General features: G+C 74.5%; 11 protein-coding genes and 3 tRNA genes. 13 read left to right on the top strand and 1 reads right to left on the bottom strand.

The annotated features are described in order from the left end of the window. The 5 genes from ACFVUY_RS13585 to ACFVUY_RS13565 all read left to right on the top strand — a co-directional run. The coding region (locus tag ACFVUY_RS13585) for an LCP family protein (RefSeq protein WP_387729743.1) at positions 1-1,785 on the top strand (1,785 nt) is incomplete at its 5' end. Between the two features lie 156 nt (positions 1,786-1,941). Then, positions 1,942-2,400 carry a ribosome silencing factor gene (gene rsfS, locus ACFVUY_RS13580; protein ID WP_387695706.1) on the top strand — a complete coding sequence of 153 codons (459 nt, stop codon included), beginning with the start codon at positions 1,942-1,944 and terminating at the stop codon, positions 2,398-2,400. Beyond that, a complete protein-coding gene (locus tag ACFVUY_RS13575) occupies positions 2,397-3,047 on the top strand; it encodes a histidine phosphatase family protein (RefSeq protein WP_387695716.1) in 651 nt (216 codons plus the stop codon). The genes rsfS and ACFVUY_RS13575 overlap by 4 nt, the downstream gene beginning before the upstream one ends. Positions 3,048-3,211: 164 nt before the next feature. After that, positions 3,212-3,284, top strand: a tRNA-Ala gene (locus ACFVUY_RS13570). Positions 3,285-3,327: 43 nt separating this feature from the next. Further along, positions 3,328-3,400, top strand: a tRNA-Ala gene (locus ACFVUY_RS13565). A 64-nt stretch (positions 3,401-3,464) separates the two neighbouring features. Here ACFVUY_RS13565 and ACFVUY_RS13560 read toward each other — a convergent pair. Next, entirely contained in the window at positions 3,465-4,364 is a 900-nt protein-coding gene (locus ACFVUY_RS13560) for a helix-turn-helix transcriptional regulator (protein WP_387695707.1), read from the bottom strand. 102 nt (positions 4,365-4,466) lie between these two features. Between ACFVUY_RS13560 and ACFVUY_RS13555 the strand changes: the two genes are divergently transcribed. From ACFVUY_RS13555 to ACFVUY_RS13520, 8 genes are all read left to right on the top strand, one after another. Beyond that, the gene (locus ACFVUY_RS13555) at positions 4,467-5,906 is read left to right on the top strand and encodes an MFS transporter (RefSeq protein WP_387695708.1); all 1,440 of its coding nucleotides are present in this window, start codon (positions 4,467-4,469) and stop codon (positions 5,904-5,906) included. Between the two features lie 219 nt (positions 5,907-6,125). Next, positions 6,126-6,198: transfer RNA gene (locus ACFVUY_RS13550), tRNA-Ala, on the top strand. Positions 6,199-6,296: 98 nt separating this feature from the next. Further along, positions 6,297-7,592, top strand: a complete 1,296-nt coding sequence (locus tag ACFVUY_RS13545) for a hypothetical protein (RefSeq protein WP_387729740.1) — start codon at positions 6,297-6,299, stop codon at positions 7,590-7,592. A 410-nt stretch (positions 7,593-8,002) separates the two neighbouring features. Beyond that, positions 8,003-10,888 carry a leucine--tRNA ligase gene (gene leuS / locus ACFVUY_RS13540; RefSeq protein ID WP_387695711.1) on the top strand — a complete coding sequence of 962 codons (2,886 nt, stop codon included), beginning with the start codon at positions 8,003-8,005 and terminating at the stop codon, positions 10,886-10,888. 409 nt (positions 10,889-11,297) lie between these two features. Next, a complete protein-coding gene (locus ACFVUY_RS13535) occupies positions 11,298-12,080 on the top strand; it encodes a hypothetical protein (protein ID WP_387729738.1) in 783 nt (260 codons plus the stop codon). Positions 12,081-12,163: 83 nt separating this feature from the next. Further along, positions 12,164-13,009 (top strand): DegV family protein, encoded by an 846-nt coding sequence (locus ACFVUY_RS13530; RefSeq protein ID WP_387695713.1) that lies wholly within the window; start codon positions 12,164-12,166, stop codon positions 13,007-13,009. A 175-nt stretch (positions 13,010-13,184) separates the two neighbouring features. Further along, positions 13,185-14,195, top strand: a complete 1,011-nt coding sequence (locus tag ACFVUY_RS13525) for a helix-hairpin-helix domain-containing protein (RefSeq protein ID WP_387729735.1) — start codon at positions 13,185-13,187, stop codon at positions 14,193-14,195. 57 nt (positions 14,196-14,252) lie between these two features. Further along, entirely contained in the window at positions 14,253-16,904 is a 2,652-nt protein-coding gene (locus ACFVUY_RS13520; RefSeq protein WP_387729732.1) for a ComEC/Rec2 family competence protein, read from the top strand. Positions 16,905-17,111: the final 207 nt, after the last annotated feature.

The following is a 17,111-nucleotide window of genomic DNA, read 5'->3' as shown; positions in this document are numbered from 1 at the left end:
TACGAGCAGCAGCAGTACGACCAGCAGTACGACCAGTACGGGCAGCCGGTGTACGGGCAGGACCCGTACGGCTACCAGCAGCAGGGCTACCAGGGGTACGACGGGTACCAGCAGGGCGGACAGGACGGGCAGTTCCCGCAGCAGCCGCAGCCGCAGCAGCCGCAGTCGTACGAGCAGCAGCAGTACGACCAGCAGTACGACCAGTACGGGCAGCCGGTGTACGGGCAGGACCCGTACGGCTACCAGCAGCAGGGCTACCAGGGCTACCAGCAGCAGCCGTACCAGGCCGCCGCCCCGGTCGCCGCCGAGCCGCAGGCGCCGTCGCCGGTGCCGCCGTCGCAGGCCGAGGCCGCCGCGCCGTCCGCCGCCGCAGCGGCCGCAGCGGCACCCGCCGCCGCGCCGCCGCGTCCGCGGGTGCCCCGGCCCGCCGAGGAGGCGGTGCCGGCCAAGGCCGTGCCGCCGTCCGAGCAGGTCGCCGGGGCGCGGGCCGGGAAGGCCGGCAAGGCGGGCAAGGCCGGGAGCAAGGCGCCCAAGGACAGTTACACCACGGGCGAGTTCACCTTCGTCGACGAGGAGGCGGAGGAGACCGAGGACGTCATCGACTGGCTGAAGTTCGCCGAGTCCCGCAGCGAGGTGCGCGCCGAGCGCCGCCGCAAGCTGCGCAACCGGCTGATCGGCCTCGGCGTGGTGGTGGCGCTCGCGGCCGGCGGCGTCGGCGGCTACCTCTTCCTGACCGGCGACAAGCCGACCGCGGCCACCGCCGCCGGCGGGCGTCAGGTCAACGTCGTCCACCTGCGCGACCTCCAGGGCAAGGTGTCCAGCGCGCTGCTGGTCAACGACGCCTCCGGGAAGAAGGGCACGGTGCTGCTGCTGCCCGACAACCTGCGGCTGCCCGGCCCGGGGGACCCGCCGGTCAGCACGGTCGGCCAGTCGATGGACGGCATCGGCGCCTCGGCGACCCGCGAGGGCCTGTCCACCGTGCTGGGCGCCCCGGTGGCCGGCACCTGGCGGCTGGACACCCCGTACCTGGAACTGCTGGTCTCCCAGCTCGGCGGCGTCCGGGTGGACACCAACGCCGAGACCCACGAGGGCGGCAAGCCGGACGGCAAGCTGCTGTCCGCGGCCGGGAAGAACACCATGCTCAGCGGGAAGGCCGCGGTCGCGTACGCGACCTGGCAGGCGCCCGGCGAGAACCGGGACGCCCAGCTGGCCCGGTTCGGGCAGGTTCTGGACGCGGTGGTGCGCACCATGCCGACCGAGTTCAAGGACGCCAAGGACGACGTGCACCGGATGAACGCGGTGCTCGACCCCTCACTGCCCGAGGACGCCCTCGCCGGCGTGCTCGTCCAGCTCGCCCAGCAGGCGAAGGACGGCCACTTCGGCACCACCGCGCTGACCGTCAAGCCGGACGGCAGCCTGGACGAGGCGACCGCGGGCAAGCAGGTCAAGGACGTGCTGGGCGGCACCGTGAAGTCCGCGGCCGTCGGCGACGCCCCGGTCCGGGTCGCGCTCCAGGACGCCACCGGCAACGACGCGGCGGCGGCCGCCGCGCAGGTCCAGATCGTCAACTCCGGCCTGACCTTCATCCCGGGCGGCGCCAAGGCGGCCCCGCAGCCGGGCAGTGAGATCCGCTACACCGACGACGCCCGGCAGGGCGCGGCGAAGTCGCTGGCGACCAGCCTCGGGCTGCCGGACACGGCGGTGAAGAAGGTGACCGGCGACGCCCAGAACGCGGACCTGCTGGTCGTGCTCGGCAAGGACTACCAGCCGCCGAAGAACCAGTAGGGCGGCGGCCCGGGCCCCTGCGGTCCGGGTGTCGAGGTGCGGTGGCCCGGGCGGGCCCGGAAAACGGTTCCGGGCCCGCCCGGGCGGCGTGAGATCCTGGAAGGCGACCCCGGCCCTGCGCCGGGGCACCCCAAGCCGCCGAGCCGGAAGAACACCGTGACCGTCACCGACCACAGCCAGCAGCTCATCACCGTCGCCGCGCAGGCGGCGGCCGACAAGCTCGCGCACAACATCATCGCCTTCGACGTCAGTGAGGTGCTGTCGATCACCGACGCCTTCCTGATCGCCTCCGCGAACAACGACCGCCAGGTCCGCTCGATCGCCGAGGAGATCGAGGACCAGCTGCGCGAGCAGCTGGACATCAAGCCGGTGCGCCGCGAGGGCGAGCGCGAGGGCCGCTGGATCCTGCTCGACTACCTGGACATCGTCGTGCACGTCCAGCACTCCGAGGAGCGCTCCTTCTACTCGCTGGACCGCCTCTGGAAGGACTGCCCCGAGCTGCCGCTGCCCGAGGACGCCGTGGCCTCGCGCAACCGCCCGGACGCCCACATCGACGAGGCCGGCAACGCCGTCGCGCCCGCCGACGACTTCGGCAAGCCCGAGGATCTGCACTGAGCCGCGGCGCGCGCGGCCCGCGCATCGTCTTCTGGCGGCACGGCCAGACCTCCTGGAACCTCGAATCGCGTTTCCAGGGCACCACGGACATCGAGCTGACCGGCCAGGGCGTCCTGCAGGCCCAGCGGGCGGCCCGGCTGCTCTCCGGGCTCCGTCCCGACCTGCTGATCTCCTCGGACCTCGAGCGGGCCCGGCGCACCGCCGCGGAGCTGGCCGCGGTCACCGGGCTGGACGTGCAGCACCACGAGGGCCTGCGGGAGACCTTCGCGGGCTCCTGGCAGGGCCTGACCAACGCCGAGATCCGCGAGCGCTTCCCGGAGGAGTACGAGGCCTGGGCGGCCGGCGAGCCGGTGCGGCGCGGGGGCGGCGGCGAGCTGGCCACCGAGGTCGCCGACCGCTCGGTGCCGGTGGTCCTGGAGGCCGTCGGCAAGCTCCCGGAGAACGGCACGCTGGTCGTGGTCAGCCACGGCGGGACGATCCGCACCATGCTCGGGCGGCTGCTCGACCTGGAGCCCTCCCGGTGGGAGCGCTTCGGCGGACTGTCCAACTGCTGCTGGTCGGTGCTCGGCCTGGGCACGCGCGGCTGGCGCCTGCTGGAGCACAACGCGGGCACGCTCCCGCAGCCGGTCATCGGCGACGACACCTGAGCGGTACCGGTGCGGGCGGCACCGGGGGCCGGGGGCCTCTCGGGGCCCTCGGCCGGGGTCCGGAGGGAGCGGATTTCGCAGTTCCGGCCCTGACCAGCTAGAGTCTTCCTCGTTCGCAGGGAAGGAACGCGGCCCGGAAGGGAAGCGGGAGATCCGGTGAGTGCGGGGCTATAGCTCAGTTGGTAGAGCGCTTGCATGGCATGCAAGAGGTCTGGGGTTCAATTCCCCATAGCTCCACTCCGCATCGGCGGTCGTGGTCAGCCAGGGTCGTCCGTGTCGCGGGGCTATAGCTCAGTTGGTAGAGCGCTTGCATGGCATGCAAGAGGTCTGGGGTTCAATTCCCCATAGCTCCACAGCAGTTCGGAAGGCCGTCACCCAAGGGGTGGCGGCCTTTCGGCGTTCCGGGCCCGGCCGGCCTCAGGCTTCGCAGGTGTGGCTCCAGCCGCCCGGCGGCAGCGAGTCGAGCCGCTCCACCCGCTCCCGGTCCTCCGGGCCGGCCGGCAGGTACACCACGATGTAGCACTCGGGCACGCCCGGCATCGTCAGATAGGTGGCGTTCAGCCGCAGCACCCCGACCGCCGGGTGGCGGAACACTCGCAGCCAGGGCTCCGGCGGCGCGACCTCCTGGCGGTCCCACAGCTCCCGGAACAGCTCGCTGCGCGCCGACATCCGCTGCACGTGCGCCTCCCAGGCCGGCTCGCCCACGTGCTTGCCGTACGCCGAGCGCAGCACCGCCACCATCCGCGGCAGGGTCTCCTCCCGGTTCTCGCACGGGTTGCAGCACGGCGGGGCGGTCAGCATGCACCAGAGGCTGTTGAACACCACCCCGCACGACGGGCGCATCCGGTCGGTGCCGAACATCGCGCGGTACGGGCCGTTGAAGCCCAGCACGTCGAACCGGGTGTTGGAGACCGCCGCCGGCAGCGGGGCCAGCGAGTCCAGGATCACCTGGATCGACGGCGACAGCTCCGGCACCGACGGCAGCGCCCGCGCCGAGGCGGACACCCCGGCCAGCCGGAACAGGTGGTCGTGCTCGGTGCCGTCCAGCCGCAGCGCCCGGGCCACCGCCAGCAGCACCTGCTCGCTCGCGTTGATCGGCCTGCCCTGTTCGAGCCACGTGTACCAGGTGACCCCGACCCCGGCGAGCTGCGCGACCTCCTCGCGCCGCAGCCCCGGAGTGCGGCGGCGCAGCCCCGGCGGCAGCCCCACGTCCTCGGGGGTGACCCGCGCCCGGCAGGCCTTCAGGAAGCGGGCCAGTTCGGTACGGCGGCGATCGCGCCCGCCGGCCGCGGCGGGCAGTTCCTCCAGGACGGTCATGGCCCCATGGTGCCGCAGCCCGGGCCGCCGATACAGGTGCTGCCGGTACCAGGATCGGCAGGCTCTAACCACCAGTACCGGTACGGGGCCAGGCTGGCTGCCATGACGGACCTTCAGACCCGGCCCCGCGCGGCCGCGGACACCACCGGCGCCCCGGCGGTACGGCCAGGGCTGCTCCTCGCACTCGTCCTGTGCGGGCAGTTCATGTCCGTGCTCGACGTCTCCATCGTCAACGTCGCGGTCCCCACCATCAGAACCGACCTGGGCGCCTCCGGAGCCGCCCTCCAGCTGGTCATCGCCGGCTACACCATCGCCTACGCCGTCCTGCTCATCACCGGCGCCCGGCTCGGTGCCCGGTACGGCTACAGCCGGCTCTTCCAGCTCGGCCTGGCCGCCTTCACCGCCGCCTCGCTGGCCTGCGGCCTCGCCCCGGCCACCGGCTGGCTGATCGCCTTCCGGCTGCTCCAGGGGGCCGGCTCGGCCCTGATGGTGCCCCAGGTGATGAGCCTGGTGCAGCGCACCTTCACCGGCGCCGCCCGGGTCCGGGCGCTCGGCCTCTACGCGGCGGTGCTGGCCGGCGGCATGGCGCTCGGCCAGGTGCTCGGCGGCGTCCTGGTCAGCGCCGACCTGTTCGGCAGCGGCTGGCGGCCGGTGTTCCTGGTCAACGTGCCGATCGGCGTGGTGCTGCTCGCGGCCGGCGCCCGGCTGCTGCCCCGGCTGCCCGGCGACGCCACCCGGGGCTTCGACCTCCCCGGCCTGGTGGTGCTCGGTGCGTCCCTCGGCCTGCTGGTGGTCCCGCTCGTCCTCGGCCACGAGCTGGGCTGGCCCGTCTGGGGCTGGGCGATGATCGCGGCCGGCGTGCTGCTGTTCGGCCTGTTCGTGGCCGTCGAGCGCAGGATCGCCCGGCGCGGCGGACAGCCGCTGATCTCCGGGCGGGTGCTGGGCGCGCCGGGGCTGCGCCCCGCGGCCGCCGGACTGTTCGCGATCATGGCGGCCTTCGCGGGCTTCATGTTCGCCTTCGCCCTGCACCAGCAGGCCGGGCTCGGCCACACCGCCCTGAAGGCCGGGCTCTGCTCGGCGCCCGTCGCCGTCGGGTTCGGCGTGTCCAGCATGCACTGGCACCGGCTGCCCGGCCGGCTGCACCGGATCCTGCCGGCGCTCGCCGGGGTGCTGCTCGGCGGCGGCTACCTGCTGCTCGGGCTGCTGCTCGGCGGCGGGGCGGAGATCGGCGCCGGGCCGCTGGTGGAGATGGCCGTGCTCGGCCTGGCCGCCGGCTGCGCGTACGCGCCGCTGGTCGCCCGGGCGCTCGCGGGGGTGGCGCCCGAGGACGCGGCCGACGCCAGCGGGGTGCTGGTGACGGTCATCCAGCTCGGCCAGGTGATCGGCGTCGCGGTGCTGGGCTCGGTGTTCCTCGGACAGGTCGACCTGCCGGCGCCGGCCGCCGAGTCGGGGGCGGCGTTGCGGACCACGCTGCTGGTCGACGCCGCGGCGGTGCTGGTGGCCGCGGGCTTCGCGGTGCGCGGCCGGCGGGCGGCGCGGTAGCGGGGGGCGTGCGCGGTTGGCGTGAACCCCGGGCGGGAGACGCACGCCCGGGGCGCGGAAAGAGGGATCCCCGGACTCCGCGGACGGGGCTCCCGGGGCGCGTGGTGCGGACCTCGGGAAACGGATTTCAGGAGCACGCCCAGGACCGTGTAAAGTAGTCGATGTCGCCGAGGGAAACGGCCGGAAACAACCGGGAACCACGGTGACATCGCAGGTCAAGGGGCTATAGCTCAGTTGGTAGAGCGCTTGCATGGCATGCAAGAGGTCTGGGGTTCAATTCCCCATAGCTCCACAGCAGTCGAGAGCCGCCTCCCGGAAACGGGAGGCGGCTCTTCGCCGTTCTGCCCGCGCCACCGGTCGCGGCGGCCGGAATCCCGCTACCGTCGTGCCATGGCCGATCTGGAGCGAAGGCGGAACGAGGAACTGGCCCGGATACTCCACCAGCTCGGCTGGAGTCCGGAACGGCTCGCCCGCGAGGTGAGCCTCGCCCTGCCACCGGGCCTCGCCATCAGCTCCACCGCCCCGTACAAGTGGCGCGACCGCGGCATGGTGCCGCGCAGCCCGCACGACCAGGCGGTCTGCGAGGTGCTCAGCCGGACCCTCGGCATCGCCGTCACCTACGAGCAGCTCTGGGGCCGGATGGGCGGCCACCGCGGCGCCAAGATCCTCTCGCCCCGGCTGCTCACCGACCCGTGGACCGCCGACACCGCCCAGACCGCGCTGCGCGAGGCCGCCACCGACGCCGGACCGGTCCGCCTCACCGACCTGTTCCGCAGCGCCGACCTCGACCAGGCCGCCGCCCGCCTCGACTCCCCGCCGCCGCCCGTCGGCGGCGGCGAGGGCGCGCTGCGCGTCGAACCCGGGCTGGTCGGCGAGCTCGGCCTGTCCTACCGCAGCAAGCAGAAGCTCGAACGGGCCTGCGGGGGCGGCCTCGTCCTCGGCCCCGTCCGGGCCGAACTCGCCATGCTGGCAAAGCTGCTGGAACTCGGCGCGTACGACGAACGGCTCGGCCGCGAGCTGTACGGCACGGCCAGCAGACTCGCCCGGCTGGCCGGCTGGGCCGCGTACGACCTCGGCCACGACGCGGCCGCCCAGCGCGCCTTCGTCGCCGCGCTGCGCGCCGCCCACGTCGGCGGCGACCCCCGGCTCGGGGTCGCGGTGCTCGGCGCGCTGGTCGTCCTCGCCACCCAGGGCCCCGGCGGGCGCGGACTGGACGCCGTCTCCGCGCTCGCGACCGCCCTGGAAACCCACGGAGCCGCGCTCGGCCCCACCGCCCGGGCCCGCCAGTACGGCCGGCTCGCCCGCGCGTACGGCCGCCGGGGCGAGGCCGAGCTGGCCGAGGCGGCCGCCGCCCGGGCCTTCGCCGAACTCGACGGCCTGCCCGGCGCCGAGGAGACCCGGGCCGGCGTCGCCGGGATGGTGGGGGAGGGACGGCTGGCGCTCGGCGGGTACCGGATGGCGAAGGTGCTGCTCGCCGAGGCCGTGGCCGGGCTCGGGCCGGGACGGGCCCGCTCCAAGGCGCTGCTCATGGTGCGCCTCGCCGAGGCCCACCGCAGGCTCGGCGACCAGCGGGAGGCGGCCCGCACCGCCGCGCTGGCGCGCTCGCTCGCGGCGGGGATGCAGTCCGAGCGGCTGGCGAAGGCGCTGCGGGAGTTCGACGCGGCGGGGCGGGCGGCGGCGCGGTAGGGTCCTGCGGCTCTGCGGCCCGGTCCGGCACGGTCCGGTGCGGTCCGGGCCTGGATGTGCCCTCCGGCCCCGTCCCGTACGGCCTTGCGCGCCGGTCCCGCACGGCCCCGCGCGCCGTCCCGTCCTGTGCGGCCCCGCATGCCTGCGTGCGGCCCCGCACGCAGGCATGTGCACCCCGCAGCCCGCCGACCCGCTTGCGGTACCCTGAGCCCATGCGAACCGTGCGCCTGCTCCTTAGCCGGCCGCGCTGACCAGGACCGGCTGAGCCCTCGGGCGGTGCCGGAGTCGGCGTGGCGTCCCCTCCTGCGAGGGGATTTTTTGTTTTCCGCCCCCGACCCCGTCCCGGGCCGGGTACACGGGCCGGCCGCCTGTGCGGTTCGCCAACCGACATCGATGGAGCTTGAAGGACCATGAGCGAGACGACCCCTGCGTCCGGCGCGGCCGAGACCGTGACCGAGCCGTTCCGGTACAGCGCCGCGCTGGCGGCCGAGATCGAGTCCCGCTGGCAGGACATCTGGGAGAAGGAGGGCACCTTCCACGCCCCCAACCCCACCGGTGCGCTGGCGGACCCGGCGGCCGGCGACGTCACCGCGAAGCCGCACAGCTTCATCATGGACATGTTCCCGTACCCCTCGGGCGCGGGCCTGCACGTCGGCCACCCGCTGGGCTACATCGCCACCGACGTCTTCGCCCGCTACCAGCGGATGACCGGCCACAACGTGCTGCACACGCTGGGCTACGACGCCTTCGGCCTGCCCGCCGAGCAGTACGCCGTGCAGACCGGCACCCACCCGCGGGTCTCCACCGAGGCCAACATCGCCAACATGCGCCAGCAGCTGCGCCGGCTGGGCCTGGGCCACGACCCGCGCCGCTCGATCTCCACGATCGACCCGGAGTACTACCGCTGGACCCAGTGGATCTTCCTGCAGATCTTCAACTCCTGGTACGACGCGGACGCCCGCAAGGCCCGTCCGATCGCCGAGCTGGTCGCCCGGTTCGAGTCCGGCGCGCGCGAGCTGCCGGGCGGGCGCGCCTGGGCCGAGCTGTCCGTCGCCGAGCGCGACGAGGTGCTGAGCGAGTACCGCCTGGCCTACGCCAAGGAGGTGCCGGTCAACTGGTGCCCGGGCCTGGGCACCGTGCTGGCCAACGAAGAGGTCACCGCGGACGGCCGCTCCGAGCGCGGCAACTTCCCGGTGTTCAAGTCCAACCTGCGCCAGTGGATGATGCGCATCACCGCGTACTCGGACCGGCTGATCGAGGACCTGGACCTGCTGGACTGGCCCGAGGCCATCAAGCTGCAGCAGCGCAACTGGATCGGGCGCTCCGAGGGCGCCCGGGTCGACTTCGCCGTCGACGGCGGGAAGATCACCGTCTTCACCACCCGGCCCGACACCCTGTTCGGCGCCACCTACATGGTGCTGGCCCCCGAGCACGGCCTGGTCGACTCGATCGTCCCCGCCGCCTGGCCCGAGGGCGTGCCCGCCGAGTGGACCGGCGGCGCCGCCACCCCCGCCGAGGCCGTCGCCGCCTACCGCGCCACGGCCGCCGCCAAGTCGGACGTCGAGCGCCAGGTCGAGGCCAAGGTCAAGACCGGCGTCTTCACCGGCGCCTACGCCGTCAACCCGGTCAGCGGCGAGTCCGTACCGGTGTTCATCGCCGACTACGTGCTGATGGGCTACGGCACCGGCGCCATCATGGCCGTCCCCGCCCACGACCACCGCGACTTCGCCTTCGCCCGCGCCTTCGCGCTGCCGATGCGCTGCGTCGTCGAGCCGACCGACGGGCGCGGCTCCGACCCCGCCGAGTGGGACGACGCGTTCGACACCTACGACTCCGTCATCGTCAACTCCGCCCGCTCCGAAGGTGACCTGTCGCTGAACGGGCTGAGCGTCGTCGACGCCAAGGCCGCCGTCACCGCCTGGCTGGCCGAGCGCGGCATCGGCGAGGGCACCGTCAACTACCGCCTGCGCGACTGGCTGTTCAGCCGCCAGCGGTACTGGGGCGAGCCCTTCCCGATCGTCTACGACGAGGACGGCGTCATGCACGCGCTGCCCGAGTCGATGCTGCCGGTCGAGGTCCCCGAGGTCGACGACTACTCGCCGCGAACTTACGACGCGTACGACGCCGCCTCCTCGCCGGAGACCCCGCTGTCGCGCAACGAGGCCTGGGTCAACGTCGAACTGGACCTGGGCGACGGCGTCCGGAAGTACCGCCGCGAGACCAACACCATGCCCAACTGGGCCGGTTCCTGCTGGTACGAGCTGCGCTACGTCGACCCGTCGAACTCCTCGGCGGTCGTCGACCCGGCCAACGAGAAGTACTGGCTGGGCCCGACGGAGACCAAGCCGGCCGGTGGCGCCGACCTGTACGTCGGCGGCGCCGAGCACGCCGTGCTGCACCTGCTGTACGCGCGCTTCTGGCACAAGGTGCTGCACGACCTGGGCCACGTCTCGTCCGTCGAGCCGTTCCACAAGCTGTTCAACCAGGGCATGATCACCGCCGACGTCTACCGCGACGAGCGCGGCTTCCCGGTGCCCGCCGCCGAGATCGAGGAGCGCGACGGCCAGTACTTCTGGCAGGGCGAGCCGGTCAAGCGCGAGGCCGGGAAGATGGGCAAGTCCCTGAAGAACGCCGTCGCGCCGGACGACATCGCCGACGAGTACGGGGCCGACACGCTGCGCCTGTACGAGATGTCGATGGGCCCGCTGGACGTCTCCCGCCCGTGGGACACCCGCGCCGTCGTCGGCTCGTACCGCTTCCTGCAGCGCCTGTGGCGCAACGTCGTCTCGGAGACCACCGGCGAGCTGGTCGTCACCGACGACGCGCCCGACGAGGCGACGCTGCGCGCCCTGCACAAGGCGATCGACGGCATTCGCGGCGACATGGCCGGGCTGCGCTTCAACACGGCCGTCGCCAAGGCCATCGAGCTGAACAACTACCTGGTCAAGCGTGGCTCCACGCCGCGGGCGGTGGCCGAGCAGCTGGTGCTGATGGTCGCCCCGCTGGCCCCGCACATCGCCGAGGAGCTGTGGCGCCGACTGGGCCACGGCGACTCGCTGGCGCACACCGACTACCCGGTCGCCGACCCGGCGTACGTGGTGGACGAGACGGTGACCTGCGTGGTCCAGATCAAGGGCAAGGTCAAGGCGCGGCTGGAGGTCGCGCCGGGCATCTCGGACGCCGAGCTGGAGGCGCTGGCGCTGGCGGAGCCGGCGGTCGTCGCGGCGATCGGCGGGGCCGAGGTGCGGAAGGTGATCGCGCGGGCGCCGAAGCTGGTGAACATCGTCACCGGCTGAGTGCTGCGGCTGAGCTGGATCGAGCGCCGCTGTGCTTGATCGAGTGCGGCTGTGCGTGGCTGTGTGCGGCTGTCGAGGCAGCGAGCGCGGAGCGGTCGGGCGGGCGTCTTTCGGGGCGCCCGCCCGGCGTTTTGCGGGAGGTGGGGGCCGGAGGGGTCTCCCACCCGGCGTTTTGCGGAGGGGCCGGCGGTTTCCGCCCGGCGGTTCGCGGAGGGGCCGGAGGGTTCTCGCGGGGTTTCCGGGGCGGTCGGGACCCTCGGGGAGATCCCGGATCTGACCCTGATCTCCGTCCGCGGGGGCCGCTCGGGCTGCCCCCGGACGGCTTCCGGCGGCTACCGTGGAACCCTCGGCAATTGCGGCCCGCGTTGGGCCCGGTGGGGGCCGGAACGACGGCGGAAGGTGGCGCGCGATGGACGTGTTCGGCGTGATGATCGGCCTGGTCCTGCTCTTCGGGGTCGCGGTGATGGTGCTGGCCGTGGTCGGCACGGTCAAGGCCGCCAAGGCCGTCGGCGCGAAGATCGAGAAGCACGAGGCCAACGCCCGCCGGGCCGTGGAGACCGCCACCCTCAAGGCGAAGACGTACACCAAGGTCGGCCCGTCCGCACAGATCGCCTCCGTCCGGCTCCGCCTGCGGACCTCGCTCGACGGCACCCGGCAGGTGCTGGAGAGCGGCCTCACGCAGGACGGCCAGCTCGGCGAGTCGCTCGCCCTGCTGAAGCGGCTCGACGAGCACGCCGCCGAGCTCGACGGCGAGCTGCGGATGCTGGAGCGCGAGCCGGAGACCGTGCGGATCGCCGCCAAGCTGCCCGAGCTGCGCGAGCGGGCCGAGCGGATCACGCACTCGGCGGAGACCATGCGCTGGGCGGCGCAGGACCGGATGCAGCGGTTCGCGGACGACGAGCTGAGCCGGCTGAGCCAGGAGTGCGAGAGCGAGGCGGGGGCGCTGCGGCACTGGGACACCGCGGGGGGTGCTTCCTCCGTCAAGGCTTCGGGTGCTTCGGGTGCTTCGGGTTCCGCCGGTTCCGGCAGTTCCGGCGGCGCGGCCGGAAGTACGGCTCGGGCCCGGCTGACCGACGGGAAGGGGCGCGCGAGTGCCGAGGAGCTGCTCGGGCTCGCCGATCCGCTGGCCAAGCTGGCGCAGCGGCTGCGCAAGCCCTCGGCCGGACCCTCGACGGGGCCCTCGGCGGGCTGAGCCGGCGGGGCGGCGCGAGGCCTTCGGCCGGTGCCCGGACCGGGCGCTGTCCTCCCGGACCGGCGGGGAGTAACCTCCGGCTCATGCCCTCCGACCTCGCGCTTGTCACCGATTCCACGGCCTATCTGCCGCAGGAGACCCTCGACCGGCACGGGATCACGGTGGTCCCGCTGAGCGTCGCGGTCGGTGACTCGGTCCTGAGCGAGGGCGTCGAGATCTCCCCGAAGGACGTCGCCGAGGCGCTGCGCGGCAAACAGCGGGTGACCACCTCCCGGCCGAACCCGGAGACCTTCGCCGCCACCTACCGGGCGGCCGCCGAGGCCGGGGCGAAGGGGATCGTCTCGGTGCACATCTCCGGCGAACTGTCCGGCACCGTCGAGGCCGCCCGGCTGGCCGCCGCCGAGGCGCCCGTACCGGTGCGGGTGGTGGACAGCCGGCTGGTCGGGATGGCGCTCGGGTACGGGGTGCTGTCGGCGGCCGAGGCCATCGCGGCCGGGCAGGGCCTGGCGGAGGCGGCCGAGGCGGCCGAGCGGCGGGCGGCCCGGACCAGCGGGTTCTTCTACGTCGACACCCTGGAGCACCTGCGGCGCGGCGGCCGGATCGGAGCGGCGCGCGCGCTGCTCGGCTCGGCCCTGGCGGTCAAGCCGCTGCTGCACCTGGACGGCGGGCGGATCGAGCCGCTGGAGAAGGTGCGGACGGCGTCGCGGGCGATCGCGCGGCTGGAGGAGATCGCGGTCGAGCGGTCGGGGGAGCAGGAGGTCGACATCACCGTGCACCACCTGGCGGCCGAGGACCGGGCCGAACCGCTCGCGGAGCGGCTGCGGGCCCGGGTGCCGGGGCTGCGGGAGCTGTACGTGGGCGAGGTGGGGGCGGTGATCGGCGCGCACGTCGGGCCGGGGCTGCTGGCGGTGGTGGTCGCGCCGCGCTGAGTGGTGCGGGTGGTTGCCGGTGTGGGGCGGTCCGGCTGGCTGCCCGGCCGGCTGGTCAATTTCGGACAGTCCTGCTCACTCCTGCGAGTGACACTTTTTATCCACAACCCCCGGGTTGTCCACAGGGTTTGGCCGATTTCCGCGCGCTCGCCGGAGGACTTCTACCGTCCTCGGCATGACGACCATGGGCCTGGGCGCGGCGAAGCGCCATGCGATCAACGAGACGGTACGGCTGCGGATGGCCGCGCTGCTGCCGGCGGGTGGCGAGCCGGCGGGTGACGAGCCGGAGGGCGGCGTCGGCGGGGGCTTCCCGGGGTCGGCCGCATCGCCGACAAGGGGCCGGGCGGCGGCTGTCGGCGGCCCGTCGTTGCCGTCGCAGGCGGCGGTGTCGACGGCGGTGCCGGCAACGCCGGACGCGGTTGCCGCACCGGATCCGGGTGATGCTGTGGATCCGCGGGCCGCTGTGGATCCACCGGAGGCCGGGGCACGTCCGCGCGTCCCCTCGTTCGCCTCGTTCCCCCCGCTCGGCTCGGCGTTGGCGCTCGACCGGCGCGCGGTGGCCGGGCTGGCCATCCTGCTGCTGTTCGCGGTCGGCTACGCCGTACAGCACTTCTGGCTGGCCCGGCCGGAGACGGTCGCCGTGCCCGCGTCGGCGGCCGTCGCGGCACCGGCGGGGGCCGAGCCGCCCGCTCCCGCCGACGCCTCCGCCGTCGACCCCAGGGCCGGGCCTTCCGCCGGTGCGGGGGCGGAGGTCGTGGTGGACATCGGCGGGCGGGTCCACCTCCCCGGCCTGCACACCCTGCCCGTCGGCTCCCGGGTGGCCGACGCCCTGCGGGCGGCAGGCGGGCCGCTGCCGGAGACGGACACCAGGAGCCTCAACCTGGCCCGCGTCCTGACGGACGGTGAACAGATCCTGGTCGGCGAACCGGGGTCCGCCCCCGCTCCGGCCGTCGTCAGCAGCGGGAGCGGACCTCCGGGCCCCGCCGCGCCCCGACCACCCGTCAGCCTCAACCGCGCCACGCTCGAACAGCTCGACACCCTTCCCGGCGTCGGCCCCACCCTCGCCCAGCGCATCCTCGCCTACCGCACCTCGCACGGCTCCTTCCGCTCCCTCGACCAACTCCGGCAGGTCAGCGGCATCGGCGCCCGCACGTACGCGGAACTCCGCCCGCTCCTCACCCTCTGACGCCGCCACTGCCGTCGACCCCGCCCGCTTTCCCGGCCACCGAAGGGAGGTACCGCCATGTCCGCCGTCACCACGCCGGCCGGTCCGGCCGCTGCGCCCCGCTCCGCGGGCGCCGACTTCCGGCTGCTGCTGCCCGCCGTCTCGGCCTGGACGGTCACGGCGGCGCTCCTTGGCCTGGAACCGGGGTACGAGGCCCTCGCCCTCACCGCGGCCGGTCTGGCCGTGCTCGCGGCCGTCCTGCTGCTCACCCGGCCGGGGGTCCTGCGCCGGCGCGGGTCCTCGGCGACGCTGGCCGCCGTCCTGCTCACCGGCGCGGCGGCCGCGATCGCCACCCCGCTGCACACCTCCGACCTCCACCGGGGGCCGCTGCCGGAGCTCGCCCGCGCGTCCGTGGCCGCCGAGCCGGGAACGCCGTCCCCGGTGGTGGAGGTGGAGCTGACGATCACGGGGGACCCGAAGGCCCACACCTCCCGGGGCGGCCCCGCTGCCGGGCAGACGCTCCTCACCGTCGAGGCGGTGGCCGATCGCGTCACCACGCTCCCGGACGGGCGGAGCACCCGCACGCGGACGCCGGTGACTGTCATGGTCCGAGGGGCGCGGATCGAGCCCTGGCAGCGGCTGCTCCCGTCCCAGCGGCTGGCGGCGGAGGCCGAGGTGCGGCCGGCGGGGGAGGGGCATGACACCGAGTCGGCCGCGCTGCTGGTCGTCCACGGGCAGCCCCGGCAGCTGGCACCGCCGAGCCTGCCCCAGCGGATCGCCGGCCGGCTGCGCGAAGGCCTGCGCACGGCCACCGACGGACTTCCGGCGGACGCGCGCGGGCTGCTCCCGGGGCTGGTGGTCGGCGACACCTCGCGGCTGCCCGACGACCTCGACGACGCCTTCCGGGCCACCGACCTGGTCCACCTGGTGGCGGTCAGCGGGGCCAACCTGGCGATCGTCCTCGGTGCGCTGCTGGGCGCGCCCGGGCAGGCCGGCACCCCGGAACGGCACGGGCTGGCCGCGCTGCTGGGGCTGTCACTGCGCACCGGTGCGCTGCTCGGCACCGCGCTGACCCTGGCCTTCGTCACCGTCTGCCGGCCCGAGCCCAGCGTGCTGCGGGCCGCCGGGACGGGGCTGATCGGCATGCTGGCCCTGGCCGCCGGCCGTCCCCGCAAGGCGGTGCCCGCGCTCGCCGGGGCGGTCCTGGCGCTGGTCCTGCTGGATTCGTTCCTGGCACGCTCGTTCGGCTTCCTGCTGTCGGTGCTCGCCACCGCCGGGCTGCTCGTCCTCGGACCGCACTGGGCCGAGGCCCTGCGGGCCCGCCGCTGGCCGTACCACCTGGCAGGCGCGCTCGCGGCCACGGCGGCCGCCCAGGCCCTGTGCGCGCCGGTGACGGTGGTGCTGTCCGGGCACATCAGCCTGGTCGGCATCCCCTGCAACCTGCTGGCCGAGCCGGCGGTGGCCCCGGCGACGCTGCTCGGCTTCGGGGTGCTCGCCCTGCAGCCGCTCCTGCCGGACCTGGCCCGTCTGCTCGCGGAACCGGCCGGAGTGCCGGCCGGCTGGCTCTCCTTCGTGGCACGCCGGGGTGCCGAGCTTCCGGGCGGCCAACTGGACTGGCCGGGAGGGTGGTTCGGGACGGCGACGGTCGCGCTGGCCGTCCTGGCCGGCTGCTGGGCGGCGCCGCTCCTGCTGCCCCGACGGGCGCAGCCCGGCAGCCCGCTGCCGGCGTACGGGCGGCGGCGCTGGGCGCGGGCCCTGGTGACGGGGGCGCTGACGGCGGTCCTGCTGGCCGTGCTGCTCCGCCCGCCGCAGCTCACCCGGATCGCCACCGGCTGGCCGCCACCGGGGTGGCGGCTGGTGATGTGCGACGTCGGACAGGGAGACATGCTGGCCCTGGCGGCGGGGGCGCCGGACAGCGCGGTGGTGATCGACGCCGGGCCGGATCCGAACGCCGCGGACAGGTGCCTGCGCGACCTCGGCATCACGACGATTCCCTTACTGCTGCTGACGCACTTCCACGCCGACCACGTCGAGGGCGTGCCGGGGGTACTGCGGGGCCGAAGGGTCGGCGCGGTCGAGGGCACCACCTTGGACGATCCACCGGGCGAGGCCGCCCGGGTGGCGGGCTGGGCGGCAGGCGCGGGCCTCCCGCTGCTGAGAGCCGGTCGAGGTGAACGGCGGTCGGCCGGCGCCGGGTTGGCCTGGGACGTGGTGTGGCCCGTCCCCGGCTCGGCGGTCGAGGCGCCGGGCCCGAACAACGCAAGCGTCGCCTTGATGGTGGCACTGACAGGAGGACTACGGATGGCACTGCTCGGCGATCTCGAACCGCAGGCCCAGTCGGCACTGCTGGGCCGGATGGGGAAGGCCGATGTCGTGAAGGTGGCGCATCACGGATCGGCCCACCAGGACTGGGACTTGGCGGGTGCCCTGCGGCCCCGGCTGGCCCTAGTCTCCTGCGGCGAGGGCAACCCGTACGGTCACCCGTCCCCGAGGACGGTCGACCACCTGCGCGCACTCGGCGCCACCGTGCTGCGCACCGACCGGGAAGGGGACATCGCGGTGACGGGCGACTCCCCGGCCACCCTCGGCGTCGCCGTCCACCCCCGGCCCGCTCATGCGGCCCGCCGCCCCGGCGCGCACGCCGGGACCGGCGGCGCTCACGGGCACGGCCCCGCACCCCACGCCCATCCCGAGCAGACCCCGGGCAGCCCCCGAGCCCCGCCCACCTGACCCCCGCGCTCTCCTCCTCCCACCAATCACGTGGGGGCATGGAAAGTAGAAGGGGGTGGTGGGAGGAGGAGCGGCGAAGAGTCAGCAGAAACGTTCCGGCGCGCTCCGGGCCCCGCCCCGCGCGCGCCCGGGAAAATCCACAAACCCCCGGGGGGGGGGAGGGCAGCCCCCCGCAAAGTGCCACCGGAACGCCCCAAGGCCCCGGAA

It is taken from the genome of Kitasatospora sp. NPDC058063, assembly GCF_042885395.1.
Classification (GTDB): domain Bacteria; phylum Actinomycetota; class Actinomycetes; order Streptomycetales; family Streptomycetaceae; genus Kitasatospora; species Kitasatospora lactacystinica.
The sequence above is the reverse complement of the archived record's forward strand: the minus strand, read 5'-3'. Positions and strand labels throughout refer to the sequence as shown.